The sequence below is a fragment of the Myxococcus sp. CA039A genome (assembly GCF_013336645.1).
GTDB lineage: Bacteria > Myxococcota > Myxococcia > Myxococcales > Myxococcaceae > Myxococcus > Myxococcus llanfairpwllgwyngyllgogerychwyrndrobwllllantysiliogogogochensis.
Map to the genome: position 1 here is coordinate 1 of NZ_JABUMQ010000145.1, position 26187 is coordinate 26187.

Annotated in this window: 26 protein-coding genes; 11 read left to right on the plus strand and 15 right to left on the minus strand. The window is 69.3% G+C overall.

All coding sequences use genetic code 11. From position 1 onward, the window contains the following. Window positions 1–32 precede the first annotated feature (32 nt). From HR086_RS23775 to HR086_RS23785, 3 genes are read left to right on the plus strand one after another with little or no spacing between them, the layout of a single operon-like run. A complete protein-coding gene (locus HR086_RS23775) occupies window positions 33–1007 on the plus strand; it encodes a DUF3419 family protein (RefSeq protein WP_174466750.1) in 975 nt (324 codons plus the stop codon). After that, complete coding sequence (locus HR086_RS23780; RefSeq protein WP_174453193.1) at window positions 1004–1924, plus strand: GNAT family N-acetyltransferase; 921 nt, start codon at window positions 1004–1006, stop codon at window positions 1922–1924. Before HR086_RS23775 ends, HR086_RS23780 begins: the two co-directional genes overlap by 4 nt. After that, window positions 1894–2607, plus strand: a complete 714-nt coding sequence (locus HR086_RS23785) for a TenA family transcriptional regulator (protein WP_174453192.1) — start codon at window positions 1894–1896, stop codon at window positions 2605–2607. The genes HR086_RS23780 and HR086_RS23785 overlap by 31 nt, the downstream gene beginning before the upstream one ends. Before the next feature lie 19 nt (window positions 2608–2626). Here HR086_RS23785 and HR086_RS23790 read toward each other — a convergent pair whose 3' ends face one another. Further along, entirely contained in the window at window positions 2627–3532 is a 906-nt protein-coding gene (locus tag HR086_RS23790; RefSeq protein ID WP_174461444.1) for an MBL fold metallo-hydrolase, read from the minus strand. Between the two features lie 81 nt (window positions 3533–3613). Between HR086_RS23790 and HR086_RS23795 the strand changes: the two genes are divergently transcribed. The 3 genes from HR086_RS23795 (at window position 3614) to HR086_RS23805 (ending at window position 5901) form a co-directional block, all read left to right on the plus strand. Beyond that, on the plus strand, window positions 3614–4468 hold the full coding sequence (locus HR086_RS23795; protein ID WP_217439743.1) for an AraC family transcriptional regulator: 855 nt from the start codon (window positions 3614–3616) through the stop codon (window positions 4466–4468). 11 nt (window positions 4469–4479) lie between these two features. Beyond that, the gene (locus HR086_RS23800; protein WP_174453191.1) at window positions 4480–5088 is read left to right on the plus strand and encodes a 2,3-diphosphoglycerate-dependent phosphoglycerate mutase; all 609 of its coding nucleotides are present in this window, start codon (window positions 4480–4482) and stop codon (window positions 5086–5088) included. Window positions 5089–5184: 96 nt separating this feature from the next. Further along, window positions 5185–5901 carry a DUF4476 domain-containing protein gene (locus HR086_RS23805; protein WP_254614262.1) on the plus strand — a complete coding sequence of 239 codons (717 nt, stop codon included), beginning with the start codon at window positions 5185–5187 and terminating at the stop codon, window positions 5899–5901. Between the two features lie 81 nt (window positions 5902–5982). On the opposite strand, the gene HR086_RS23810 is transcribed toward HR086_RS23805, so the two are convergent. From HR086_RS23810 to HR086_RS23845, 8 genes are all read right to left on the minus strand, one after another. Then, window positions 5983–6525 (minus strand): hypothetical protein, encoded by a 543-nt coding sequence (locus HR086_RS23810; protein WP_174453189.1) that lies wholly within the window; start codon window positions 6523–6525, stop codon window positions 5983–5985. Window positions 6526–6631: 106 nt separating this feature from the next. After that, window positions 6632–8002 carry an oxygen-independent coproporphyrinogen III oxidase gene (hemN, locus tag HR086_RS23815; RefSeq protein ID WP_174466740.1) on the minus strand — a complete coding sequence of 457 codons (1371 nt, stop codon included), beginning with the start codon at window positions 8000–8002 and terminating at the stop codon, window positions 6632–6634. A 141-nt stretch (window positions 8003–8143) separates the two neighbouring features. Continuing rightward, complete coding sequence (gene ccoG / locus HR086_RS23820; RefSeq protein ID WP_174466741.1) at window positions 8144–9562, minus strand: cytochrome c oxidase accessory protein CcoG; 1419 nt, start codon at window positions 9560–9562, stop codon at window positions 8144–8146. Window positions 9563–9586: 24 nt separating this feature from the next. Then, a complete protein-coding gene (locus tag HR086_RS23825; RefSeq protein ID WP_174466742.1) occupies window positions 9587–10135 on the minus strand; it encodes a cbb3-type cytochrome c oxidase N-terminal domain-containing protein in 549 nt (182 codons plus the stop codon). Further along, window positions 10128–10307, minus strand: coding sequence for a CcoQ/FixQ family Cbb3-type cytochrome c oxidase assembly chaperone (locus HR086_RS23830; protein ID WP_141645468.1), 180 nt, complete (start codon window positions 10305–10307; stop codon window positions 10128–10130). The genes HR086_RS23825 and HR086_RS23830 overlap by 8 nt, the downstream gene beginning before the upstream one ends. Continuing rightward, complete coding sequence (ccoN, locus tag HR086_RS23835; RefSeq protein ID WP_174466743.1) at window positions 10307–12667, minus strand: cytochrome-c oxidase, cbb3-type subunit I; 2361 nt, start codon at window positions 12665–12667, stop codon at window positions 10307–10309. The genes HR086_RS23830 and ccoN overlap by 1 nt, the downstream gene beginning before the upstream one ends. Before the next feature lie 4 nt (window positions 12668–12671). After that, window positions 12672–12869: a cytochrome oxidase gene (locus tag HR086_RS23840; RefSeq protein WP_141645466.1), complete on the minus strand. Its 198-nt coding sequence runs from the start codon at window positions 12867–12869 to the stop codon at window positions 12672–12674. Then, window positions 12866–15475, minus strand: coding sequence for a heavy metal translocating P-type ATPase metal-binding domain-containing protein (locus HR086_RS23845; protein WP_174466744.1), 2610 nt, complete (start codon window positions 15473–15475; stop codon window positions 12866–12868). Before HR086_RS23845 ends, HR086_RS23840 begins: the two co-directional genes overlap by 4 nt. A 48-nt stretch (window positions 15476–15523) precedes the next feature. Here HR086_RS23845 and HR086_RS23850 point away from each other — a divergent pair, with 48 nt between their 5' ends. Next, entirely contained in the window at window positions 15524–16225 is a 702-nt protein-coding gene (locus HR086_RS23850) for a sulfite exporter TauE/SafE family protein (protein ID WP_174461632.1), read from the plus strand. Between the two features lie 98 nt (window positions 16226–16323). Then, on the plus strand, window positions 16324–18132 hold the full coding sequence (locus tag HR086_RS23855; RefSeq protein ID WP_174461451.1) for a DUF885 domain-containing protein: 1809 nt from the start codon (window positions 16324–16326) through the stop codon (window positions 18130–18132). A gap of 66 nt (window positions 18133–18198) precedes the next feature. On the opposite strand, the gene HR086_RS23860 is transcribed toward HR086_RS23855, so the two are convergent. Next, the gene (locus HR086_RS23860) at window positions 18199–19014 is read right to left on the minus strand and encodes a hypothetical protein (RefSeq protein WP_174453181.1); all 816 of its coding nucleotides are present in this window, start codon (window positions 19012–19014) and stop codon (window positions 18199–18201) included. Window positions 19015–19061: 47 nt separating this feature from the next. Beyond that, window positions 19062–19478 (minus strand): YciI family protein, encoded by a 417-nt coding sequence (locus HR086_RS23865; protein WP_174466745.1) that lies wholly within the window; start codon window positions 19476–19478, stop codon window positions 19062–19064. Between the two features lie 378 nt (window positions 19479–19856). On the opposite strand from HR086_RS23865, the gene HR086_RS23870 reads away from it, so the two are divergent. Then, the gene (locus tag HR086_RS23870) at window positions 19857–20441 is read left to right on the plus strand and encodes an SRPBCC family protein (RefSeq protein ID WP_174466746.1); all 585 of its coding nucleotides are present in this window, start codon (window positions 19857–19859) and stop codon (window positions 20439–20441) included. Between the two features lie 96 nt (window positions 20442–20537). On the opposite strand, the gene HR086_RS23875 is transcribed toward HR086_RS23870, so the two are convergent. Continuing rightward, window positions 20538–21770, minus strand: coding sequence for an acetyl-CoA C-acyltransferase (locus HR086_RS23875; protein WP_141645460.1), 1233 nt, complete (start codon window positions 21768–21770; stop codon window positions 20538–20540). A gap of 171 nt (window positions 21771–21941) precedes the next feature. On the opposite strand from HR086_RS23875, the gene HR086_RS23880 reads away from it, so the two are divergent. Further along, window positions 21942–22553 (plus strand): TetR/AcrR family transcriptional regulator, encoded by a 612-nt coding sequence (locus HR086_RS23880; RefSeq protein WP_141645459.1) that lies wholly within the window; start codon window positions 21942–21944, stop codon window positions 22551–22553. A 70-nt stretch (window positions 22554–22623) separates the two neighbouring features. Further along, window positions 22624–22770, plus strand: a complete 147-nt coding sequence (locus HR086_RS23885; protein ID WP_174466747.1) for a hypothetical protein — start codon at window positions 22624–22626, stop codon at window positions 22768–22770. 60 nt (window positions 22771–22830) lie between these two features. Here HR086_RS23885 and HR086_RS23890 read toward each other — a convergent pair whose 3' ends face one another. The 3 genes from HR086_RS23890 to HR086_RS23900 all read right to left on the minus strand — a co-directional run. Further along, window positions 22831–24129: an SEC-C metal-binding domain-containing protein gene (locus tag HR086_RS23890; RefSeq protein ID WP_174466748.1), complete on the minus strand. Its 1299-nt coding sequence runs from the start codon at window positions 24127–24129 to the stop codon at window positions 22831–22833. A gap of 133 nt (window positions 24130–24262) precedes the next feature. Further along, entirely contained in the window at window positions 24263–25021 is a 759-nt protein-coding gene (locus HR086_RS23895) for a hypothetical protein (RefSeq protein WP_174466749.1), read from the minus strand. 74 nt (window positions 25022–25095) lie between these two features. Continuing rightward, a partial coding sequence (locus tag HR086_RS23900) for an oxidoreductase (RefSeq protein ID WP_254626450.1) occupies window positions 25096–26187 on the minus strand: 1092 nt, incomplete at its 5' end.

Here is a 26187-nt window from a genome sequence, read left to right on the forward strand (position 1 = left end):
CGCCGAAGCAACCCTCGCCCCCCGCCGACGACTTGAGCACCACGCCCCCCCGTCTGAAATTCGCCGTCGTCCGTGAAGACCCGGAGCTGGAGCAGGAACTCATCGGGCGTACCCAGGCCCGAGCCCTCCTCACTGTCGCGTCCGGAGGCTGCACGCTCCTGACCCTGGCCCGGCGCAATCCATCCCTGGAGCTGGTGGGCTTCGACTTCAACCCTCGACAGCTCGCCCACGTACGGGAGAAGGCCGCGAGCCTCGGCACCGCGAGCCTGGAGGCTTTCAACGTGAGGGCCACCGACGCCACGGGGTTGAATCAGCGCGGCGAGTTCGAGGGCCTGTTCCGCACCCTGCGCCACTTCCTCGAGGAGTTCGCGGCCCCAGCGCGCGAGCTGGCGGCCTTCTTCGCGCCCACGACCTCCGCCGCCGAACGGGCCGCACTGCGCGACGGCTGGTTCGCCTCGTCCTTCTGGCCGGTGGCATTCCAGCTCGCGTTCGCGGACCCGTTCCTCCACGCCATGTTCGGCCCGGCGGCGACCCAGCACGCGACGCCCGGCTCCTATCCCGGCTACTTTCAGGCGACCTTCGAGCGAGGGCTGCGGCGCGAGGACGCCCACCGCAACCCCTACCTGCAGCACGTGCTGCTCGGCGCCTACTGTCCCGAGGACCGTCCAGAGTACCTGCGCGCGGAGGCGCCGCTCCCCGTCACGCTGGTGCAGGGCTCGCTCCCCGACGTGCCTGACCTGGGACGCTTCGACGTCATCTCGCTGTCCAACATCTTCGACTGGTCGGATGACACGCTCGTCGCCGAGTGGGCCGCGCTGCTGTCACGCGAGGCTCGCCCCGGCTGCGCCGTGTTGCTGCGACAGCTCAACAACCAGCGAGACCTCCGCCGCTTCTTCAGTCCAGCCTTCGTGTTCGACGACGCGCTCGGCAAGCAACTCCAGGCCCGGGACCGCAGCCTGTTCTACGAACGCATCGAGGTCGGCTTCCGACGGACCGCCGCACCATGAGCGGCGTGCGCTACGTGGTGTGTCGGCCAGACACGCTCGGCCCCTATGTGGAACGACTGCGCCAGCTCGAGCGGGGCATCGAGTACCCCATCGCCGACGGCGCCGACCACTTCTTCATCGACCACGGACCCGAGTACCACCCCTTCTTCTCGTCCATGGGGGACGCGTACTTCCTGCTGGCGCTGCGTGGCGAACAACTGCTGGGCTCCGTGACGGGAATCTCCCGGCAGGTCCTGCGAGGCGACACCGCCGCCCAGGGCTTCTACATCTGCGACCTCAAGGTGGCCCCGCACGCGCGCGGCACGGGACTGGCGCGGAGGCTCATCTTCCAGGGGCTCACGCACCTGTTCCGCATCCCCGCGCTGCGCGGCATCCGGTTCCTGTACGGCGCCGCCATGCGGGGCGCGCGCGGCGACGTCATGCACACGGCGCGAGGCTGGAACCCGCTGCGCATGGGTCGGCCGGAGAGCCGGCTCGCGCTCTACTTCGTTCCCCCGGCGCGGCTCGCGGCGCTGGAGCTCGCGGGCGCGCCCACGCAGGTCCCAGGTGACGGGCTGGTGCTCGGGCCCTCGTCTGGCCGGAAGCTCGAAGGGGCGGGCTGGTGCACCACGTCGGGGAGCAAGGACCTCCAGCTCCGTTCGACGAACAAGCCCTGGCCGCTCGTGCACCTCGCGGCGCCTCCCACCGCCTGGACCCGGGGTTGGGGGCATTACCTCCGGGAGTGCGGGCGGGAACTCGCCGGGCGGAACGCGGACACGCTGGCCTGCTTCACGCTCGACGAGCGATTGAAAGCGCAGCTCGACTGGCTGCGGGACGCCGGCATTTCTCCCGACACGGTCTGCACCGTCTATTCTCTCGACCTGACCCGACTTAAGGGAACCCCTGCATGGGTGCACCTTCCCTCCTCCGAAATCTGAACCTGCGTCACCACATCGCTGGCCTGAAGTCGGGCTGGAACGTCCTGGAGACGTCGTCGTACCTGCGCGCGTTGAAGGACGGCTCGTTCGAGCGGAGCGACTTCATCGAGACGCAGCTGCAGTTCTTCTCGGCGGTCGCGCACTTCTCGCGGCCCATGGCCCTGCTCGCCAGCCGCCTTCCCCGCCCCGAGCTCCGCCTGCCGCTGGTTGAGAACGTCTTCGATGAGCATGGGCGCGGCGCGCTCTCCCACGGCCACGAGCACACGTTCCAACTGCTCCTGGAGCGGCTCGGCGCGTCCGGGGAGCGGCTCCAGGATGGCGCCTTCGGTCCGGAGGTCCGCAAGTTCAACGTCGCGCTGACGGGCATCGCCGGCTTCGAGACACCGCACACTGGCCTCGCCGTGTTCGGCATCATCGAGGACCTGTTCAGCGGAATCTCCGTGGAGCTGGGTCGCGGCATCGTCGCGCGAGGCTGGCTGACCGCGGACCAGGTGGTGCACTACCCCACGCACGCCACGCTCGACGAGGAGCACGCTGACGGCTTCTACCGCCAGCTCGACGCGCCCTACGACGCGTCACCCGCGGCCGCGCGCGACATCGAGCAGGGACTCATCCTGGGAGGCCACCTCCTCCTCGGCCTCTACGAAGACCTGTACCGGGCCCGTCGGCGCCGACAGGCCTGACACGTCCCGTGCACGTCTCTCAGGCGGCGCGACCACCCGCTCCGGGCGCGGGCTCCAGGTTCGGAGACGCGACGCCACTTCGCTCCGCCGTCACGGGCTGTGCCACCGCGTAGCGGTCCAGCTCCACGGCGCAGTGCGCGGAGAAGACCTTCACCTCCGCCGAGTGCTCCCGCACGAGCGTCCGCAGGCGCTCCTGGTTCGCGAGGCGCGCCGCGTTGTCCGTCGAGCGCAGCCGCTGGAAGAGCGCCAGGCCCGGCGGACTGCGAGGTGACACGGGGTTCAGCTCCTTGTGGTTGAAGTAGGCGTCACCCGCGTGCAGCAGCCATGACCCTTCCGTCTTCACGGCGACACCGCAATGCCCCGGCGAGTGCCCCACGAGCGGCACCAGCAACACCTCCGTGGACAGCCCCGGAATCACGCGCACCGCGTCGAAGCCGAACCACCGCTCCCCTTCCACCGCGTACTGCCTCCAAGACGGCTGGTGCTCCCACTGCACGGGCCGGTAGCCGAACTTCGCGTTCTTCGCCGACGGCACCATGGCCGCCGCGTGCTCGTCACGGAAGACATGCACCTGCGCGCCAGGAAAGTCCGCGAGCCCGCCAATGTGGTCCAGGTCGAAGTGCGTGGGGATGATGTGACGCACGTCCTCGCGCCGGAAGCCCAGTCGCTCCACCTGCGCGACAGCCGTCTCTCGAGGGTCCAACCGGGGCGAGTTGCGGCGGAGGAAGCGCTGGCCCAGTCGGGTCGGGTCCTGGAGGTCCTTGAGCCCCAGCCCCGTGTCGACCAGGACGAGGCCATCATTCGTCTCGATGAGGAGGCAGTGGCAGACCATCCGGGCCCGCGAGAAGAAGCCGCCTTCGCCCAGGACGAAGCGCGCGCCGCCGGCGGGACACAGGGTGCCGCAGTTGAGGTGATGGACTCGCATGAAGGTTCCTCGGGGGAAGCAGGGGTGTCGTGCCCTCCCAAGGTAGAAACGCGGGCCTCGGGTCGATTGGAGAAATCGGCCATGAGCGCTCGCCTGCCCTGGCCCCGGATTGAACCCGCCCCTCGCGTGCCGCATGCTGGCCCCGTGACTTCCCAGTCGCTCCAGGTCGAAGCCCACGGCGCGCTCGCGGGCTTCGTGCGTGGCTTCCGCGCCGTTCCCCGGGATGCGGGCGGCGGCCCCGCGTACGTCCGCCTTCCCGATGGAGAGGCCGAGCTCATCGTCCGCCTCTCCGACACCCGGGGCGACGCCTATGTCATCGGCACGCGCCTGCATGTGCTCCAGAAGGGCGGGACGGAGGTGCCGCCCCTGGCCGTCGCCGTGCGCTTCAAGGCCGGAGGCGCCTACCCCTTCTTCGGTGTGCCCATGGCCCACCTCACCGACCGCGTCGTCAACCTCGACACCCTGTGGGGCGAGGACGGAGCCCACCTCCGTGAGCGGATGCACGAGAGCACCACCCTGGCCGCGAAGGTCCAGGTGCTGGAGACCGCGCTCACCGAGCGCCTGCGTCGCGGTGACGTGTTCGAGCCCGCCTCCGCGCACGTCGTCCGCCGCGCGGTCCGCGCCATCTCCCAGTCACAGGAGCTGCCCCGGATTGAGGCACTGGCGCGAGGGCTGGGCGTCAGCGAGCGACAGCTGCGGCGCGCCTTCGACGACGTGGTGGGCATGAGCCCCAAGGTCTATGCGCGCATCGTCCGCTTCCAGCGCGCCATGCGGGCCTCCACGCGCGCCGCCACGCCAGACTGGGGCGCCATCGCCGCGGCCACCGGCTACTACGACCAGGCCCACCTCATCTCCGACTTCCGGAGCCTGACGGGTGTCACCCCCGTCGCGCTCCTGCGCGCGGGCCCCTTGGCCGTGATGCCCGGCTTGCGCTAGCAGGGAGAGCCATGCCCCTTCTCGCACTCGTCCGCCACGGTCAGTCCCTCTGGAACCACGAGAACCGCTTCACCGGCCTCGTGGACGTGCCCCTCACCGAGAAGGGCCGCCTCGAGGCCCGCCTCGCCGCGCGCGCACTCCAGGGCATCAGCTTCGACGTCGCCTACACCTCCGCGCTCACCCGCGCGCAGGAGACGCTCACCATCATCCTGGAGGCCCTCGGCCAGCGCCCGCCCATCATCCGCGACGCCGCCCTCAACGAGCGCCACTACGGCGACCTCCAGGGCCTCAACAAGGCGGACGCCGCCCAGCGCTTCGGCGAGGCCCAGGTGAAGCTGTGGCGCCGCTCGTACGACGTGCCGCCGCCGAATGGCGAGTCGCTGGAGATGACCGCCCGGCGCGTGCTCCCCTTCTACGAACGCGCCATCTCCGGCGACGTCCGCCTGGGGAAGAACGTCCTCGTCGTCGCCCACGGCAACTCGAACCGCGCTCTCGTCATGAAGCTGGACCAACTCACCGGCGAGCAGGTGGTGGGACTGGAGCTGGCGACCGGCATTCCGCTCGTCTACGAGCTGTCGGCCGAGGGGTCCGTGCTGTCCAAACGAACCCCCTCTCCCTGAGACATGAGACAGGGGGCCCCTTGTCGTCTGGGGGCTTTGAATGCCATGAGACTCGGCCCGTCAGAACTGTCGAGTACACAAACAAGGACGCTCCCGATGAAGTCCCTCGCAATCGCCGTCGCCCTGCTGACCGCCGCCACTTCCTTCGCGCAGACCTCCCCTCAGGTCGAGAAGCAGCAGGCGCCCGACGCCACGATGGAGAAGTTCCGTCCTCCCCCGCCGGGCCGTCCGCAGCCGTCGCAGCCCTCCCAGCCGCAGTACCCGCCGCACAACAACTCGGGCCCGTTCGTCCCGCCGAACAGCACCGGCACCCTGGTGGTGGTCAGCCGCGAGGACCTGGCGCAGCGCCTGGAGCGCCTGGAGCGCCTGCTGGAGGACATCGAGGACCGGGCGGACCGGGACTCGCGCAACAAGGTGCGCAAGGCCCAGGAGACGCTGGAGAACGTGAGGCGCCAGGTCGCCGATGCCCCGCTGCTCGCCACGGTGATGCCGCGCCCGCCGCCCCCGCCGCCGGAGCCGATGGTTCGCCCGATGGGGGACGGCGCCTTCCAGCGCTGGTTCGACGCCATCTCCCGGGAGACCTTCACCGACGACAAGCTCCGCGTCCTCAACACGGGCCTTCAGAACAACTACCTCCTCGTCTCCCAGGTGATGCGGCTGATGGACCGCTTCTCCTTCAACGACGACAAGCTCAACGTGCTGCGCGCCGTGAAGGCGCGAATCCTCGACACGGAGAACAACTACCAGCTCTACAACGCCTTCACGTTCTCCACCGACAAGAAGCGCGCCCAGGAAATCTTGTCGCAGCGCTGAGCGCCAACGAGCAGACACGCTGAACCGGGGCGTCGCGGGAACCCACCCGCGGCGCCCTTCGTGTCTCCACCGCCGGAAGCCTCACGGGCCTGACAGCTTCTGCAGCAGGGCCCTGGCCTCCGGCGAGTCCGCGTTGCCGTGCACGACGGCCAGCACCTGTCCCCGCTCATCGAGCGCGATGGCATAGGGCTCGCGACTGGAGGCCAGCCCCAGCGACTTGCCCACGGCGCCGCTCTTGTCGAGCCAGGTGTCCGTCCAGAACGCCTCGGGCACCTTCTTCTTCGCCCGCTCCCTCGCGGAGTCCGCGCTGACGAAGAAGGGCACCTTGAAGGTGAGCACGGAGGCCCGGTGCACGGAGTCCGGCACCTGGGTGGCGGCCGTGTCGAACCAGCGCCGCATCTCCTCGCCGCCGTCCTTGTCGGTGAGGACCACCAGCAACGTGCGCCGTCCCCTCCACTCCTGACTGCGGTGCGTCTTCCCCTCCAGGTCCTGCGAGGACAGCTCCGGCAGGGCCTCCCCTGGCTTGGGCGCCGCGCCCGCCAGTGAGGCCACCAGGAGCGAGGCGAGCAGGCAGGAGGCCCTCAGCCCTCGTCGAACAGACCCACGCGACTGTCGCGGCTCCATCACCACCTCCGTCGCCCGAGGGCGCGCAGGTGAAGTGGCCATTGCCTCGGGAGGAAGCCAGGGGAGCGGCCCCGTGAGGGGCCTGCCTGCTCGGTGGTCCGGGTGGCTACACCGTTCGGGAGAAGCGAGGCCGCTCGGCCCGCGCCAGGCGCGCGTCGAACACCATGGCCACGTTGCGCACGAACAGTCGGCCCAGGGCCGTCAGCTCCAACTGCGTGCCCGAGCGGACCACGAGGCCGTCCTCCTCGAAGCGCCGCAGTCGCTCCAGCTCGGGCGCGAAGTCGCGGACTCCATCCTCGCCCAGGTCCACCCAGGCGTTGCACATGAGCTGGGTGATGACCGCGCGGCGCTTCCGGTCGTCCTCGGTGAGCAGCAGGCCGCGCTCGGTGGCCAGTCGCCCCCGCGAGACGCGCTCGTAGTAGGCGGGCAGCGGACGGATGTTCTGCGCATACGCGCCGCCCACATCGCTGATGCCCGTGCTGCCCAGCGCCACCACGTCCGAGGCCGCCTTCACGGTGTAGCCCTGGAAGTTGCGGCCCAGTCGGCGCTCGGACAGCGCGCGCGCCAGCTCGTCCTCCGGCACCGCGAAGTGGTCCATGCCGATGGCCTGGTACCCCGCCCCCACGAACGCCGCATAGGCCGAACGGAACAACTCCAGCTTCACTGGCGCGGTGGGGAGCGCCTCGGCCGGCATCCGCTTCTGGTGCTTGAGCACGTCCGGCATGAAGGCAAACGAATAGACGGCCAGCCGGTCCGGCCGCATCTCCAGCACCGTCTCCAGTGTCCGCGCCCAGCCCTCCGGCTCCTGGTAGGGCAGCCCGTAGATAAGGTCGAAGTTCACGCCGGTGAAGCCGAGTGCGCGCGCATGCTCCAGCAACGCTCGCGTCCGCTCGGGCGTCTGAAGGCGGTTCGTCACCTCCTGCACGCGCGGGTCGAAGTCCTGCAACCCCATGGACAGGCGGTTGAAGCCCAGGCTCCGCAGCAACGTGAGCTGCCCCGGCGTCGTCACGGAGGGATGGACCTCGATGGCGACCTCTGCGTCAGGCAGTGGCACGAAGCGCCGCGTGAGCTCGGTCCACAGTCGCTCCAGCTGCGGCTCCGTGAGGAACGTCGGCGTGCCGCCGCCCCAATGGATTTGCGAGAGCGAGCGACGCGCGCCCAGGCGCGCTGTCACCAGGTCCAGCTCCATGACCAGGTGGTCGAGGTACCGGTCCGCCGCGCTCGTGTCCCTGCTGATGACCACGTTGCAGCCGCAGTACCAGCAGAGGCTGTGACAGAACGGAAGGTGGACATAGAGCGACAGCGGCTCGGCGGAGTCCCGCGTCCCAGCGCTCCGCAGGCGGGCCTCCAGCGCCTCCGGCCCGAAGTCCTGACGCCACTCCGGCGCGGTGGGGTAACTCGTGTAGCGAGGTCCGGAGACGTCGTACCGACTCAGCAGCTCCGGCGTGGGCCGGGGGACACCTGGCAGCGGTTCCATGTCCCTCCACCCCATTCCAAGGCGCGTGCCACGCCTGTCGCCCGAGGTCCCCGGAGGCGCCCGCAGAATCTGCGGAGTGCCCCAGGGGACACGCACGGCTTTCGTCGGATGGAGTGTCCGTGAGCCTGCCGCCCTGCTCCCTCAGCGACGCGCAGACGGCGGGCCGAGGAAGCGCGCCTCCATCCGCTTCACCTCGCCGGAAGCGGAGTCCGCCACCTCGACGAGGAAGGTGAAGGGAACATCGACACTCCCCTGTGGGACGAGGACGAACAGCGGCACCCGGAAGCTCTCCAGCGAAGCGAGCCGCACCTGGGCCTGCGGTATCACCACCTGCGCGGAGGGCGGGCCCCGCACGGTGATGGAGAAGGTGGACTCCTCCGGGTTCTTGTTCACCAGGTGCACCTCGAACTGGTTGCGCACCGAGCCCGCCTCCACGAGGTAGGGCGTTCCCTGGAAGCGCAGCAGGTTCGCCTCGAACGGGATGCGCCTCGCCACGCTCCACACGAACCCACCCACGGAGGCGAGCAGCAGTACCCCATACAGCACCAGCCGGGGCCGCCACATACGCCGGGGCTGGCCCGCGAGCCCGTTGAGCGAGTCGTAGCGGATGAGCCCGCGCGGGCGCCCCACCCGGTCCATCACCTCGTCGCACGCGTCGATGCACTGCGCGCAGGCCAGACACTCCATCTGCAGGCCGTTGCGGATGTCGATGCCCGTGGGGCACGCGGTGACACACTTGCGGCAGTCCACGCAGTCGCCCTTCGGCGGCGCGGGCCGAGTGGGGAGTACCTTCAACAACCGCCCCCGAGGCTCGCCCCGTCGCGAGTCGTACCCGACGATGAGCGAGTCCCCGTCCTGCATCGCCGACTGGAGCCGCCCATAGGGGCACACCACCACGCAGAGCTGCTCCCGGAACCACGCGAAGTTGAAGTACAGCGCGCCCGTGACGGCCATGGCCCAGGTGAACGCCACTGGAGCCGCGCTCGGCCCTCCGGCAACCATGGACACCAGCCCTCCGGCGGACACGAAGAGGCTGAGCGCGGCGTGGGCGAGGAGCAACGACACGCCCAGCCAGGCGCCATGCTTCACCACCGCGCGCGCCACCCGGCCCGCCGTCCACGACGTCCCTTCCTGGCGCAGCCGCCGCTCGCGAGGCCCGTCGATGAGCCGCTCCAGCGGCCGATAGAGCCCCTCCAGGAACACCGTCTGCGGACAGGCCCAACCGCACCACACCCGGCCCAGCCACGCCGTGACGAACAGCAGGCCGAACCCCAGCGCCGTGCACAGGAAGAGGACCCGCCAGAAGTCCTGCGCGTTGTACGTGGCGCCGAAGAGGAAGAAGCGTCGCGCCGCCACGTCCAGGTGCACGGCGGGATGTCCGCCCACGTCTATCAACGGCAGGGCCACATAGATGGCGATGAGCACCGCGAACGCCACGCGGCGCCAGGTGATGAAGCGGCCTCGCACATCCGACGGATGCAGCGCCCGCCGCGAGCCATCCGCGTGGATGGACGAGAGCTGGTCGATGCGGGGGCCTTCCTGCTGGGGAGCTGTCGCCATGTCGGAGTCCTCGCGGCGCGAGCGCTACGGCTGCTCGGGCTCGCCCTGAGGCGCCTTTCCGCCAGCGGCGTTCGTCCCCTTGAGCGTCAACACGTACGCGGTGACGGCCTTGACGCGCTCGCCCCCCAGCGTCCGCTCCCAGGCGGGCATGCCCTTGGCCACTGCGCCGTCGGCCACCACCTTGTGGATGGCCATGGGTGCGCCGCCGTGCAGCCAGAAGCCGTCCGTGAGGTTGGGGCCGATGAGGCCCTGTCCCTGCGCGCCATGACAGGCCGCGCAGTTGGCCTGGAACACGGCCTTGCCACCCTCCAGCGACGTCGGGTCCTGCACCAGCTTCAGCAGCAGGTCGTCCGACGCGGGCGTGTTGCTGGCCATGCGCTGGGCGTGTTCAGCGGACTCCGCTGCGTACTCGCCCAGCTGTCCCGGCCCTGCCTCCGCGATGTGGTACCAGAACCAGTAGCCCGCGCCGAAGACGAGCGTCGTCCAGAGGATGAACAGCCACCAGTTCGGCAGGTTGTTGTCGTGCTCCTCGATGCCGTCATAGATGTGTTTGACCAGCGACTTCTCACTCATGACCGCCCTCCCCGCGCTCCGACAACGGCAGCCGTGAGAGCGCGTCGAAGTCCTGGCTCCTGCGAGCTCCGAACACCCAGGCGCAGACGCCCAGGAAGATGGCGATGAACAGGACGAGCGCGAAGAGGGGAAGCTCTTCCAACGTCATGCCCTGGTAGAATTGCTTGTACATCAGCGGCCTCCTTCCTGGACTCCCGCCGCCGACGCGGTGGGCGCGACCTCCGGCGGCGGCACATCCTGCGGACCTCGACCCAGGCGCTGGAGGTAGGCGACCAGGGCCACCATCTCCGAGTCCCACGCCACCTGGACCCCCTGAGTCGCCAGGTCCGCGGCGATGGCCTCACCCTGGGATTTCTGCCGTGCCTCGGCCGAGTCCACGTCCGTGTTGGTGTACGGCACGCCCAGCTTCTGCATCAGCGACAGCTTCTTCGGCGCGTCCTTCACGCGGATGCGGTTCTCCGCCAGCCACGGATAGGGCGGCATGTTCGAGCCGGGACTCGTGGCTCGCGGATCCATCATGTGCGTGTAGTGCCAGAGGTTCGGATACCGGCCACCCACGCGGTGCAGGTCCGGCCCGGTGCGCTTGCTTCCCCACTGGAACGGGTGGTCGTAGATGAACTCCTCCGCGCGGGACACGTCGCCGTAGCGCTGCGTCTCCGCCACGAAGGGGCGAATCATCTGCGAGTGGCACGTGTAGCAACCCTCGCGCACGTAGAGGTCTCTTCCCTGGAGCTCCAGCGGCGAGTACGGCTTCTGCGCCTCGCCATGCGCGGGCACGGCCTGCTGGATGAGGATGGTGGGCAGCAGCTCCGCCACGCCGCCAATCAGGATGGCCACCAGCGTCAGCACCGTGAAGGCCAATGGGCGGCCCTCGATGAGCGCGAACCACGACGGCCGTCCCACCTCGCGGTCCTTGCGAGTGACAATCCAGGCCAGCTCGCCCAGCGCGACGATGGCGCCCATCAGCACCAGCGCGCGCACCGGCTTCGCCCAGCCCAGGAACATCGTCACCGTGAGGATGGCGATGGCGAACACCAGCGGACGACCGGTGACGACCTGCACCCAGCCCGGCGCGGGCGTCGTCGTCGCGGTGGGCACGGGAGCCGGCGTGTCTTCCACCACCACGGTGGTCTCTCCGTCCACGGCCTTGCCCGCGCGCGCCGTCTTCCAGAGGTTCCACGCCATCATGCAGAAGCCCACCAGGTACATGGAGCCGCCGACGAAGCGGACGATGTACATGGGCCGGATGGCGAGCAGCGTCTCCACGAAGTTCGGGTACAGCAGCGTCCCGTCCGCGTGCGTGGCCCGCCACATCAACCCCTGGTTGATGCCGCTGATCCACATCGACACGATGTAGAGGAGGATGCCCACCGTCCCCAGCCAGAAGTGCGCGTCCGCCGAACGGGTGGAGTACAGCTTCGTGCCGTACAGCCTGGGCACCAGCCAGTAGAACATGCCGGCCGCCATGAAGCCGTTCCAGCCCAGCGCGCCGCCGTGCACGTGGCCGACAATCCAGTCCGTGTAGTGCGCCAGCCCGCTCACCGTCTTGATGGACAAGAGCGGCCCCTCGAACGTCGCCATGCCGTAGAACGTCACGCCGGCGATGAAGAACTTGAGGACCGGGTCATCGCGCAGCTTGTGCCACGCGCCCTTCAGCGTGAGCAGGCCGTTGAGCATGCCGCCCCACGACGGCGCCCACAGCATGACGCTGAACACCATGCCCAGGGACTGCGCCCAGTCGGGCAGCGCCGTGTAGAGCAGGTGGTGGGGACCGGCCCAGATGTAGATGAAGACCAGGGCCCAGAAGTGGATGATGGAGAGCCGGTACGAGTACACCGGCCGCTCCGCCGCCTTGGGCAGGAAGTAATACATGATGCCCAGAATTGGCGTGGTCAGGAAGAAGGCGACGGCGTTGTGGCCGTACCACCACTGTACCAGCGCATCCTGCACACCGGAGAAGACGGAGTAGCTCTTGAGCCCGTCCAGCGGCAGCGCCAGGCTGTTGACGATGTGCAGCACCGCCACGGTGATGATGGTCGCGATGTAGAACCAGATGGCGACGTAGAGGTTCTTCTCGTTGCGCTTCGCCAGGGTCCAGAAGAAGTTGATGGCGAAGACGACCCAGATGACGGTGATGGCCAGGTCGATGGGCCACTCCAGCTCCGCGTACTCCTTGGAGGTGGTGATGCCCAGGGGCAGGCTGATGGCCGCGGCGACGATGATGAGCTGCCAGCCCCAGAAGTGGATGTTCGAGAGCACGTCGGACGCCATGCGCGCCTTCAAGAGGCGCTGCGTGGAGTAGTAGACGCCGGCGAACATCATGTTGCCCACGAACGCGAAGATGACCGCGTTGGTGTGCAGGGGCCGCAGCCGGGAGTACGTCAGATAGGGGATGCCCAGATTGGCCTGCCACCACGCGAGCTGGCTGGCCACCAGCGCACCCACCGCCATGCCCACGATGCCGAAGACCACCGCCGCGAAGATGAAGCGGCGGACCGTGGTGTCGTCGTAGACGATTCGCTGTTGTTGCACGGAGTCACTCCTGGGAAGCCGAAGGCGACGACGGCCCGTCGGAAGACGCTGCGGGGCGAGCCGCGCTGTCCTCCTCGAGCGGAAAGAGCGCGAGCCGGTCCGCCTGCTCGTGGTCCCGGTGACGCATGCTGTAGATGAACAGCAGCACCGAGCTGGCCACGAGCATCAGGCTCACGAAGACCTGGAGCACGAGCACGTTCATGCGGGCACCTCCGTGGGACGAGCCAGGGGCACCGAAGCACCGCGTGGAGCCCGGGGCGCGGACAGGCTCCACAAGGTGAACAGGACGGTGGCGAGGCTGGTGGCCGGCATCGCCACGGCGGCCCGCAGCGGCGTCATCCAGCCCGCGAGGCACACGGCGACCGCCACGGCGTTGTATCCAATGGCCAGCACCAACAACCTTCGCACCACATGCCGCAGGTGACGCGACACTCGCAGGGCTTCGCGCAGGGAGGAGAGCCCCTCGCCCACCAGGAAGAAGTCGCTCTTGCCCGGCATCACCGGGCGATCAATCGCGGGGGTTCCCGCGCACAGCGCCCGCTCGAAAGCGAGGCTGTCGTTGACGCCATCGCCCAGGTACAGCGAGTCCGTCGCGCCAAGGCGCGAGACGGCCCACGCCTTGTCCTCGGGACGAAGGCCACCCAGGGCACGCTCCAGGGGCACGCCGAGGGAGACCGCCAGCTCGCGCACCCTCGCGGGTGCGTCGCCCGAGATGAGCCAGACAGCATGGCCCTCGGCCTGGAGCGCGAGGACCTCGCGGCGTGCGTCCGGTCGCAGGGCCTCACGCACCGGGAATGAGGCCAGGGGGGAGCCGTCGCGAAAGAGCACGGTGCCACGAGGCCCGTCGGTGCCGTCGGCGCGCAGCAGGGCACGGGGAAGGACCGGAGCTCCGCTCTCCGAGCCATGCGACGCAACGCCTGCCTGCGATGAGGCTGCCTCGTCTCCCGCATCGAGCCGTGACGTGAAGCCAGTTTCTCCGAGTCCCTCCTCGAACAACTCAGCGCCGTGGCCATGCCCCGCGGAACCTGGCGCGATACTGTCTCGCACGAGGTGCCAGTCCGCGCGGCCCAGGCGCCACGACACGCCATCTCGCACCCACTCCAGGCCCTGCCCGGGGTGCTCCGTCACCCGCGCCTCCGGAACGAAGCGGGCGCCCATCCGCGAGAGCGAGTCCGAGAGACACCGACTCACCGGATGGTTGCTGCGCGAGGCCAGATTGAAGGCCACGTCGCGCGCCTCCTCCGTGAGCGCATCGAGCGAGGCCCGGTCCACCAGCTCCATCCGCCCGAGCGTCAGCGTCCCCGTCTTGTCGAACAGCACCTGACGTACACGCGGCAGGCGGTCCAGCAGATCCGTGGAGCGGATGAAGAAGCCCTCACGACGCAAGCGCGCCTGCACCCACTCATAGGCCAGCGGCGTGGCGATGCCGATGGCGCAGGGACACGTCACCACCAGCAGGGCCACCGCCACCTCCAGCGCCTTGTCGGGTCCCGACGGCCACCACAACACGAGCCCCAATGCCGAGACCGCCAGCACGGTCACCACCCACCGCCGCGACACCGCCTCCCAGAAGCGCGTGTGGCCCGCGCCTCGGCCCGTGCCCTCCGGCGCACGGCGCAGCAGCGCCACCAGCGGCGAGTCCTGGAACGACTGTCGCGCCTTCGCGCGCACCGCCTCGCGCCCCGCATTGAAGGCACCCGCGGGCAGCGCTTCCCCCACGGCCACCTCGCGCTCATCCGGCTCTCCCGTCATCCAGTCCGTGGAGACGCGCGCGCTCGCATCGAGCAACTCGGCCTCCACCGGCACCAGGTCCCCAGGCGCGATGACAAGCAGGTCACCCTCGGCGACCTGGGACACGCGCACGGTGGCGAGCCGCTCTCCCTCCTGCCGACGAACGAAGAGCCCGTCGGCGCCATCGTCCTCCAGCAGGAAGCGCCGGTTGCGCTCCAGGACACGCTGCTGGAGCCAGCGTCCCACCAGCATCAGCGTGACGAAGGTGTTGAGGGTGTCGAAGTAGGCGAGGTCGCCGCGTCCTCCCCGGGCCTGCACCAGCGAGGTGCCGAACACCAGCAGGATGCCCAACGCGATGGGCAGGTCCAGGTGCGGCACGCCTCGACGAAGCCCCTGCCACGCCGAGCGGAAGAACGGCCATCCTCCGACGGCGACGACGAGCGTGGACAACCCCAGGCTCAGCCGCGTGAAGAGCTGGAAGACGTCTCCATCCTCCGGCGCGAGCCCCACGTAGAAGCTCACCGAGAACAACATCACGTTCATCGAGAGCGCCACGCAGATGCCCAGGCGGATGGGCAGGTCCAGGCTCGCGGGCGAGGGCCGCTTGCGACTGGGACCGAAGAGGTATCCGAAGCCCTCCACCATTCGCAGGAAGCCGCCCACGTCGAAGGCCCCGCGCTTCCACTGCATGCGCGCCTTGCCCAGGGCGGGGTCCACGGTGAGCCCCGCGCCACCGGGCTGACGGCGGAACAACTCGTTCATCAGCCAGACACAGGCGGCGCAGTGGATGCCCTGGACGTCCAGTTCCAGCGAACACAGCGCGCCCGGCATCGCCTCCGCGCGGGCCACCAGGGGCTCCAGCCACGCGAGTCCTCGACCTCGAGCAGGCTCCGCCGCGGGCGCCGTCTTCCCACCCGTGAGCTGGTAGTAGCGAGTCAGCCCCTGCGTCACCAGCAGGCCATGCACCACCTCGCACCCCGCGCAGCAGAACTCGCGCGAGGCCGTGCCCTCCGGCACGCGGCTGCCACAGTGGAGGCAGACGGCCACATGGGGCCGGGTTTGCGCGGAGTCGGGCATGCGAGCTGTCACCTTGCGAACGGCATGCCTGTTGCGAAGGACCCGTTCATGCCCATCGACGTTCCGCTGCTGCTGACCTCGCTGACTCCGACGCCGACGCTGGTGGCGGGCGCGCTCGGCGCACTCACCGTGGGACTCACCGGCAGCGTTCACTGCTTCCTCATGTGTGGGCCGCTCGCCTGCGCGGGGCTCCCGGCGATGCGCGGGCCCGAGCGACACCGGGCGCTGCTCGCCTATCAAGGTGCTCGCCTGGGGGCGTACGCGCTGGTGGGAGGCGCGCTGGGCGCACTGGGCGGCGGCGTCACGCGCGCGCTCGCCGTATCCACGCGTCCGTACCTTCCGTGGCTGATGGCGGCGGCGCTCGTGGCCTCCGCCCTGGAGCTTGGGAAACGCCTGCCCCCTCTGCCTGGGCTCTCGCGGCTGGCGGGCGCCCTCTCGCGCTGGAGCGCAAAGTTTTCGTGGGTGGGTCGCGCGGGCGCAATGGGTGCGGTGACGCCGCTGCTTCCCTGTGGCCTGCTCTACGGCGTGCTCACCGTGGCGCTCGCGAGCGGTTCGTTCGGTGGTGGCGCGCTGGTGATGGGAGCCTTCGCGCTGGGCGGAGCTCCGGCGCTGGTCGGCGCACAGCTGCAAGCAGGGCTGTGGAGCAAGCGGCCCCGGCTCTCGGAGTTCCTGCTTCGTCGGGCCATGCCACTCGTGGCGGCGGCGGTGCTCGTCTTCCGCGCGGTCGACACATCACCGCGCTGTCACTGAGCGTCGGCGGTCCCCACGCGATGCGTCGGGGTGCGCTTGTCGCACGCGGTGGCATCGGCGAGGCTCCCGGCACCTTCTCTTTCGCCCGCCGAGGAACGATGACCGCGCCGCGCACTTCGAGCACTCTCGCCGCGTTGCTGCTGCTGTCCGCGAGCTGCACCACCTCGCGCCCTCCGACACAGAGCGAGTCTCCGTCCGCGGCTGTCACCCAGGCCGCTGCCGCGCTCACGCCCGCGCAGGTGGCGCTCCGTGCCTTCGTGGACGCGCACTTCGACGAGCAGTTCCGTCGCTTCCCGCTGTCAGCCACGTCCGCGGGCGTCCACACCTACGACGGTGAGCTGCGCGGCTTCACCGCCGAGGAGCGTGCGTCACACCTCGCGTATCTCAAGGGCCGACTCGCCGCGCTGCCGACGGCGGTGGACCGCGACGCGCTGCCGCCCCTGGACCGGGCCGACTACGACATCCTGGAGAACCACTTCCGCGCGCGCATCCTGGACTCCGAAGAGGTGCGCTCCTGGGAGCGCAACCCCAACACGTACCTGAGCCAGGCCTCCGTCTCCGTCTTCCAGCTCATCAACCGGGACTTCGCGCCACTGGAACAGCGGATGCGCTCGGCGGTGAGCCGCATGGCCAAGGTGCCGGACCTGTTCGCGGCGGCGCGGACGACGCTGAAGAACCCGCCGAGAATGTGGACGGAGATTGCCCTCCAGCAGGCCCAGGGCACCCGGTCGCTCTACGCTCAGACGCTGCCCCAGGCCTTCGCGCCGGTGAAGGATGCCGCGCTGAACGAGGCGTTCCAGAAGGAACAGGCGCGCTGCCTCGCGGCCATCGACGCGTACATCCAGTTCCTGCGTGAGGACATGCTGCCCCGCTCCCAGGGGAACTTCGCGATTGGCGAGGAGACCTATCGCAAGAAGCTGCTCTACGAGGAGGGCGTGACGGAGAGCATCGACTCGCTGCTCGCATGGGGGCAGGCGGAGATGAAGCGCACCCAGACCCAGTTCCGGGAGGTGGCCGGACGACTGGGGCCTGGCAAGGCGCCCATGGACGTGTACCGGGAGCTGAGCAAGGAGCACCCGACGCCCGCGGAGCTGGTGTCCAGCACCACCGCGACACTGGAGGAGATTCGAGCGTTCCTCATCCGCGAGCGCATCATCACCGTGCCCAGCGAGGTCCGCGCGCAGGTGGCGGAGACGCCGTCGTTCAATCGCTCACTGTCCTTCGCGAGCATGAGCACGCCCGGTCCGTTCGAGAAGCAGGCCACGGAGGCCTACTACTACGTGACGCCGCCAGACCCGACGTGGAACGCGGAGCAGACCGAGCAGCACATGAGCTTCTACAATCATCATGCGCTGCCGCTCGTCTCCATCCATGAGGCATACCCCGGCCACTACGTGCAGTTCCTCTGGACGAACCGGGTGGAGTCCAAGGTGCGGCGCCTGCTGGGCTCGGGCTCGTTCTCCGAGGGCTGGGGCCTCTACACGGAGCAGATGATGCTCGACGAGGGCTACGGTGGGCGCTCGGGGCCCGCGGCCGACAAGCTGCGACTGAACCAGCTCGCGCTCTACCTCCAGCGACTGGCGCGCTACGTCGCGGGCCTGTCCCTGCACACGCGCGGCATGACGTACGAGCAGGCGGTGCGGCTGTTCGAGGAAGAGGCGTTCATGACGAAGACGAACGCGGAGCGCGAGGCCCGCCGGGGAACGTCGGACCCCACCTACCTGGTCTACGCACTGGGCAAGAAGCTGCTCATGGAGCTGCGTGAGGACGCGAAGGCGCAGTGGGGCCAGGCCTTCTCCCTCCAGCGTTTCCACGACGCGGTGGTGTCCTACGGCTACCCGCCCGTGCCCATCGTCCGGCGACTGCTGCTCGGCGAGGCCCCCGCGAAGGCGACCGCGCACGAATAGGACTCGCGCGCCTCACCCGACGGCGGCAAAGGCGTCTTGTCACGGCGAGTCCTTCGGGCGGGGCTGTCAGCCCAGCAGCCCCTGGACGACGGCCTGACGCATCACCTCGGCGAGCACGTCCATGCCCTGCAGCGTGTTCACCCGCCGCACCGACACGTCGCCCGTCGCCATCTGCGTCGAATCCGCCACGACGAAGGGCAGCGGGCGCCGGCCCAGGCGCAACAGGCGCTCATCGTGGAAGGCGTCCGGCGCGCGCTCACACAGCATCCGCATGAGCATCGTCATGTTCGCGATGCGCGAGGGCTGCATCGCGGGCCCCAGGCAGGAGTAGTCCATCCCGTGCTCGCTCAGCACCGCGCTCCCACCATCTCGCGCGAAGACATAAATGAGCTGCGACGTCTCCTCGGACTCCTGGCGCACCGTCTTCGCCCCCGTCCGAGGCAGCATCAGCCCGTGCGTGGCAATCGCCAGGCCGTACGCCTTGGCGACATCCAACTTGCTCGGCTGCTCCTTGTGCTCGCTCTGCGTCCGCACCGAGCTCGCCCCTCGGATGACCGCGACCACCTCGCCCCACGCCACGTCGAGTGACTCACCCGCGCGCGACGTGAACGTCACGGTGTCCGCGTTGAACGTCACGCGGCGCGCCACCACCCGCCCCTGACCAAGCCCCTGCTCGTCCACCGCGAGCACCGCCAGTCCCAGGCGCTTGAGCGACGCCACCAGCGCCTCCGCCGCCTCCGGCGCCAACCGCGCGAGCAACGCGGGCGGCTCCGGCGCCAGACGCATCCGAGCCTCCGCCGGCGCCATGCCCGTCGCGGAAGCCAGGGCCATCGCCGCCGCCTGCATGTCCGGCGGGACCTCCACGAGTGCGACCACCTTCATGTGCCCACCTCGGTCCCGCGAATCCCCTCAGTGGAGCACGTTTCGACTCAGGACCGCGAGCGCGCCGCGCGCAACTCCAGCTCCGTCGGCTCCTGGGACTCCGTGGGGAAGTCAGACGGCTCGAACACCTGGCGCAGCTCGATTCGCGAATCCGCGCTCCCCTCCGGGTGCGGACATCTCCGCGCCCACTCCAGGGCCTCCTCCCGCGACTTCACCTGAATCATCCAGAATCCAGCAATCAGCTCGTTCGTCTCGGTGAAAGGCCCGTTCGTCACCGTCCGCTTGCCTTGTGAGAAGTCAATGCGCGCGCCGCGAGAACTGGGATGAAGGCCCGCCGCATCCAGGAGGACCCCCGCCCTCACCAGCGCTTCATTGTAGCGCTCCATCTCGGAGGTAAGTGCCTCGCCCTGGAGCGCTCCCGCCTCGGTGTCCTGGCTCGCCTTCAGCAGCAGCATGAATCTCATCGTCGCATCTCCTCGTCGGTCCCAAAGGCACGCATCCGACGGCGTGCCCCTCCGCCATGAGCCGAAGCTCCATCCTCGCGACGAACGAGACACCGGCGGATCGACACCGCGGCATGACCCACCCGCGCTCCGGGTATGCGACCCCGTCCGACCGCGATGTCGCGGCCGGCCCTGGATTAATCCGGGCATTTTCCCGACGGCGAAATCACAAATGATTCCAACTAGTTGCGCGCCTCGGATGGGGAAAACAGGGGTCGTGTCGATCCCCTCGAAGCCCATTCGTCGTCGCATTGAAGCCGGGATTCATACCCACCGAGGCGGCTGACCGGAGACCCCGGAGCCTCCCCTTTTCCCAACACCCCATCAGGAGTCGTTCACATGGCCAAGCTCATTGGTATCGCTGTCGTTGTGCTCATCGTCGGCGTGCTTGCCTTCATCGCCACCCGCCCGGACAGCTTCCACATCTCCCGGACGCGGCAACTCGATGCGTCACCCGACGCCGTCTACGCGCTCATCAACAACTTCTCCCTGTGGCGCCAGTGGTCGCCCTACGAGAACGTCGACCCGAACATGGAGCGCACGTACGAAGGCCCCGTGGAGGGAGTCGGCGCCAGCTACCTGTACAAGGGGAACCGGAACATCGGCGTGGGCCGGATGGAAATCCTGGAGAGCAAGCTGGGCGAGCGCATCGACATCCGTCTGGAGTTCATCGAGCCCTTCGCCGCCGTCAACCAGGCGAGCTTCGTGCTCGAAGCCGTCGAGAAGGGCACGCGCGTCACCTGGAGCATGTCCGGTCCGAACACCTTCATGGGCAAGGCGATGATGGCCTTCGGACTCATGGAGTCCTTCATCGGCAAGCAGCTCGAGAAGGGCCTGGTGGACCTGGAGACCGCCGCACGGACCCCCGCGCGGAAGTCCGCGCTCATGGAGACCAGCGCGGCCTCGCCGTCACTCGCCCACTGAGGGACTGGGACTCCTTCGACGTCACCTTCCGGAGCCCCAGGTCCCCCCTGGGGAGGCACACCCATGATGCTGTTGATGTTGCTCGGCCAGTTCGGTTCAGCCGCGCTCGAGAATCGCCGCCACCGCTTGCCCGCCGCTGGTGCACAACGTCACCAGCGCAAGCGACTGCCCCCGTCGCTCGAGCTCATCCAGGGCGGTCCCCACCAGGATGCTCCCCGTCGCGCCCAGCGGGTGGCCCAGGGCGATGGCGCCTCCGTTGACGTTGACCTGGTCCAGGTCGATCTCCAGCGCCCGCGCCGTCTGTAGTACCACCGCCGCGAACGCCTCGTTGATTTCCCAGAGGTCGATGTCGCGCGCCTTGAGCCCCGCGGAGTCCAGCGCCTTGCGCGCCGCGAGCGCCGGCCCCGTCAGCATGAGGACGGGGTCACTGCCCACGGCGGAGACGGCCCGCACGCGAGCCCTCGGCTTCAAGCCGTGCGCGCGCACGTAGTCCTTCGACGCCACGAGGATGGCGCCCGCGCCGTCCGCGATACCACTCGCGGTGCCCGCCGTGTGCAGGTGGCGCACCGCGCCTGCCCGGGGATAGGCCCGGAGCGCCAGCGCATCCAGCGTCTCACCGTCGGGCCCCTCGGCCCGAGCCCCCAACTGGGTGAAGGCGGGCGCGAGCGCGGCCAGCTTCTCGGCGGTCGTGTCCGCGCGCGGGTGGTCATCCACCGCCAGCAACACCTCTCCCGTCTGGGGATGCTTCACGGGGAACAGGCCGCGCTGGAACCGTCCCTCCGCCTGGGCTCGCACGGCGAGCTGTTGCGAGCGCAGGCCGAAGGCATCCAGCTCCTGCCGGGTGAAGCCTTCCAGCGTGGCGATGAGGTCGGCGGAGATGCCCTGGGGGACCTGGAAGAAGCGCCGGCGCAGGTCGACGTTTCCACCATCTGTTCCGCCGCCATCCGCGTTGAGACCGTAGCGGCTCATCTGTTCGACGCCACCCGCGACGACCAGCTGCTGGGCGCCGGACGCCACCCCCATGGCCGCCAGTGACAGGGCCTGGAGGCCCGAGCCGCAGAAGCGGTTGAGGCTGAAGCCCGGGATGCTGATGGGCCACCCCGCGGCGAGCACCGCGTTGCGCGCGATGTTCGCGCCCTGCGCCTCGATTTGCGACACGACGCCCACCACCACGTCATCCACGTCCGCGACGTCCACGCCCGTGCGCAGCGGAAGCTGTTTCAACGTCTGCGCCAGCAACTCCTGCGGGTGCAGTCCGCTGAGCGCGCCCTTACCGGGTTTGGCTCGGGCACGAGGGGTACGGACCGCATCCAAGATGTAGGCATCCATCGACGAGCCCTCCGTTCGCGGGGTGGCTCCACGCCCGCCCGTGTGAATCAACCATATTATGCTCGTAATATGGTCGCAATGTGAAGGCGGCGGGCAGGCGGTCGGTCCCCGTCAAAGGGCGGCGGGCGACGCGATGACGTGTATAATGGTGTACAGCGAGGTGAGATTCGGATGCCCCATCCCCCGGAGCAGAAGCAGTCCACGCACGAGCGAATCCTGGAAGCGGCGGGAGGGTTGTTCCGCCAGAAGGGCTTCCTGGGGACGAGCGTGGACACGGTGATGCGCGCGGCGGGCCTGACGGTGGGCGGCTTCTATGCGCACTTCGGCTCGAAGCAGGCGCTGCTCATCGAATCACTCCAGCGCATCATGAGCCGACAGCGAGTGGACTGGCCGCAGGGGCTGGAGGACCTGAAGGGCGCGGAGTGGTTGAGCCACCTGGTGCGGCGCTACCTTTCGCGGGCCCACCGGGACGCGGAGGTCCCCGTGTGCGCCCTGCCCGCCGTGCTGTCCGACGTGGTGCGCGGGGATGCGGACCTGAAGGAAGCGCTGGCGCACGAGCTGAATCTGACGGCGGAGACGTTCGCCAGACACCTGCCCTCGGATGAGCGCGCCAGTGCACGGGAGCGGGCGCTGGCGACGTATGCGCTGTGCGTGGGCACGCTGACGCTGGCGAAGGCGACGGCGGGCACTGCGGTCTCCGACGAGTTGCTCAAGGCGGCCCGGCGCGTCGCCATGCTGGCCGCGGATTCGTCGAGCCCGGGAGACAGCGGCTCGACGCCGTGAGGCGGACTGGTGAGGGCTCCACCGGGAGCCACTCGCCGCCTCGACGTCATCACAAAGCCTGGAGTGGGTGGTGAGGCCCCGCAGTGGCAACCGCCGCCTCGACGTCGCGACGCCTGGGGTGGGCGGGCCCCTGCAGGTGTTGCCGCCGCCTCGACGTCACGAAGCCTGGGGCAAGCGCGTGAGTCCCTGGGGGGAGCTGCTCGCCGGCTCCACGTGATGAGGTTCGCAGACGGGCCCTGGCCCCAGGCCCGTCCCTTCCGGCGCGGAGCGCCACTCGTCATTCCGTAGGAGCGGCGCGCAGCTCCACGGGATGGGTCCGCAGCCATTCCTGGCAGCGGCCGATGCGCTCAGCGGAGGCGGGCAGCCCCATCTGAAGCAGGAGCTGCCGATAGGGCTCGAAGCTCTCCGGCGTCCAGGTGGTGAGCGCCTTGAGGTCCGCCAGCGCCACCATCTCCTCGGCGGAGCGCCCCGCCGCTTCCTGCCTCGCGGTGAGCAGCGCGGCCAGGGACATGCGCGCGGGCTCGGCCTCGAAGGCGATGGCGGCATCCGCGTACCAGGCACGCAGGGCCTCATCCACCGAGGCGTCCTGGGCCTTCTCGCGCATGCGCCCCAGCATTCCCTTGAGGAACTCCTCGTCGAGCGCGCCCTTCACGCCCCGCAGGAGCGCCGTCACCGCCTCGCGACGCACCGGGGGCGCTGAGTCCGGGGGCAGTCCCTTGAGGGCCTGCATCGGCTCCCAGAGGACACAGGTGAGCCACAGCTCCTCCTCGGGCGCGAACACGGGCGGCGTGGACGGCTCGCGCAACTTCATCTCGACGCGGGTGGCGCGCTCCTTGGCTTCGCGAACGATGCGCTCGGCCAGGCCCGGGTCTTCCTTCACGTAGTCCACCAGCGCATCCACATCACCCTCGCGGGCCTGTTGGAGCGCCTTGCGAGCCTCTTCGGACAGCGAGGCCTCATCCATCCCACTCGCCAGCGCTTCGTACTTCGCCATCCACTCCTTGTGGTGGGTGCTCCACTCGCGGAACTGGACGTCGAACACGAGGTCGAGGACGGGGTTGTCCTCCATGCGCGTCTTGCCCACCCGCTTCGACGCGGCGGCGAGCAGGCTGGCCGCGCGAAGGGCTCGCCGGTCCTCCGAGGAACGCCCCGGCTCTCCAGCGCGGCCGTGCAGCGTGGCTGTCAGCTTCTCCAGGAAGGACTTCGTGGCGAGGGCCTTCACCGTGCTCACCAACAGCTCCCGACGCGCGCTCGACGCGTCCAGGACCTCGTCCTCGGAGATGCGCGCGAGGGCCGCACCCACGTGCTTGTCGAAGGACTCGGCGTCGAAGCGCAGGCCGGGCACGGGGCCCCACTCGGCCAGCAGGCGGGCCACTCGGTCCAGCGCGGCGGACAGGTCGCCGACGTCCGGGTTCTTGAGCAGCTCCATCGCGGCGCGGAAGTCCTCTTCGAGCGGACTGGAAACATCGGCGGGAGGCGCGGCACGCGTGCGGTCCTCGGCGGCGTGGCAGGCCTTGTACTTCTTGCCACTGCCACAGGGACACGGGTCATTGCGGCCGGGCTTCTTCGTGCTCAAGGAAATGTGCCTCTCGGCTCGCGGGGGCGAGCGGTGGAATCCGCCGCGCACCGTAGCAGGAGGTGGACGGGTCGGGGCGAACAGGCAACTCCCCTCCCCGTCCAGTGGACGCTCGCGCGCCCGGTGCGTCCGCTCAGTAACTCGTGGCCTCATAGACCCGCTGGTCCGAGCAACCATTCGTGCTGGTGATGGTGACCCGTCCCAGCAGGTACGCCATCCCGGTCGGAGCGATGCCGCCGAAGGTCTCGATAGAGGCACAGCACGAGCCGGAGAACGGGCCTTCCTGGCTGTAGTCCTCGTCATAGGAGCCCGGCCCCATGTCCAAGGCCGCCGCGTAGACATAGGTGTACAGCGTCTTGATGTTGGTCGCGTAAGGCGCCGGCTCCGTCCAGCGTCCCTTCGCGGTGACTTCACCGACCAACAGGTGAGGCGCGTTGTTGAAGAGGACGTCGGGCTCGAAGACTCCCCCGCAGAAATCGAGCCCGAAGCTCGCGGCGCGCCCCGGTGGGCTGGAGACCTTGGGCGGCAAGACGGGAGGAGGCAGCGAGCCCCCTGGAGCAGAGGCCTCGCGGAGCTGGGCCTCCAGGGCCTGGAGGCTCCGCGCGTTGGCTTCGAGCCGAGCCGCCGAGGACCGCGGGGCCTGCTTGAGCAGGGACTCCCGCTCGGCGCGAGTCTTCCGCAGCACGTACTCGAGGCCCTCGACGCCAAAGCCGACACGCTCATGGCCGCCGCCGACCCTCGGCCGCTCCCAGACGCCTCGCTCCACCTCCGTCCACTGAGCCTCTGCCGGAGCCGGCTGGACGGTGGCGTCCCGTGCCTCGTCGCCGGGTGCCCCACCACACGCGACCATCGAGACCACCACGGCTGAAGCCACCACGAATGCGCTTCTCATCCACGAACCTCCTCGGTGCATGTCCCACGGGATTGCAGGAGCAACTCACCTAACAGGTCCGTGTCGGCCCCCCATCAACTGGCCGTCAAATCACAACCATCGGAGAAGGCGCCTCGCTCTTCCGAGGTGAGGTCGAGCTTGCATGCGCGGCCGGTCCGCGACGACAGGACGGCCGCTTCCAGCACGGCGGCCACTGCCACCGCATCCAGGGGTGTCACCGGATTGCGCCTGGTGCCTCGCACGGCGTCGCGAATGCCCGCGTAGTACTGGCGGTAGTCCCCACGGGGCGTCGACGTCATCCGGGCCTCGCTGGAGCCTCCGACGAGGAACCGCCCAGGCGAGGCGTCCTCGCCCCAGTCCGCCGCACCGGGAAGTTCTCCCGCGATGAGCCGGTCCGCCTGCGTGTCCATCCCGTACTTCAGCCAGGAGCCCCGGGTGCCATGCACCGCGAAGCGCGGCAGCCCTCCGGCGATGAGCATCGAGGCCTGGAGGACCACGTGTCGCTGGGGATACACGAGGGTCACCTGACACCAGTCATCCACGGCCGCGCCGTCCCGGTGGGCCGCGAGCATCCCCACCACGGTGTCGGGCAGACCGAACAGTTGAAGGACCTGGTCCACGAGGTGGGGCCCCAGGTCGAACCAGATGCCCGCCCCGGGGACGGGCTGCTCGCGCCAGCGCTGGCGGACCTCCGGACGGAACCGGTCGAACCGCGATTCGACATGGGTGACACGGCCCAGGGTGCCATCCGTGAGCAGGGCCTTCAGCGCGAGGAAGTCACTGTCCCATCGGCGGTTATGGAACACCGAGAGCACCCTGCCCCGCTCATGGGCGAGCGCGGAGAGGGCTCGCGCTTCCGCCAACGTAATGGTGAAGGGCTTGTCGACGACGACGTGCTTGCCGGCACGAAGCGCGGCTTCAGCGAGCGGAACATGGGTCTCGTTCGGCGTCGCCACCACGACCAGGTCCACGTCCGGGTGCGTGGCCGCATCGCGCGCGGACGGAATCACTGTCACATCCGGCAGGTCCGCATGGACGTCATCAGGCCGGCTGGACGACACCGTGCGCAATGACAGGCCCTCCACGGTGCGCAGCAGCGGAGCGTGGAAGGACTTGCCCGCGAAGCCGTAGCCCAACAGGGCGACGCGGAGGGGGGCGGGAGGGGT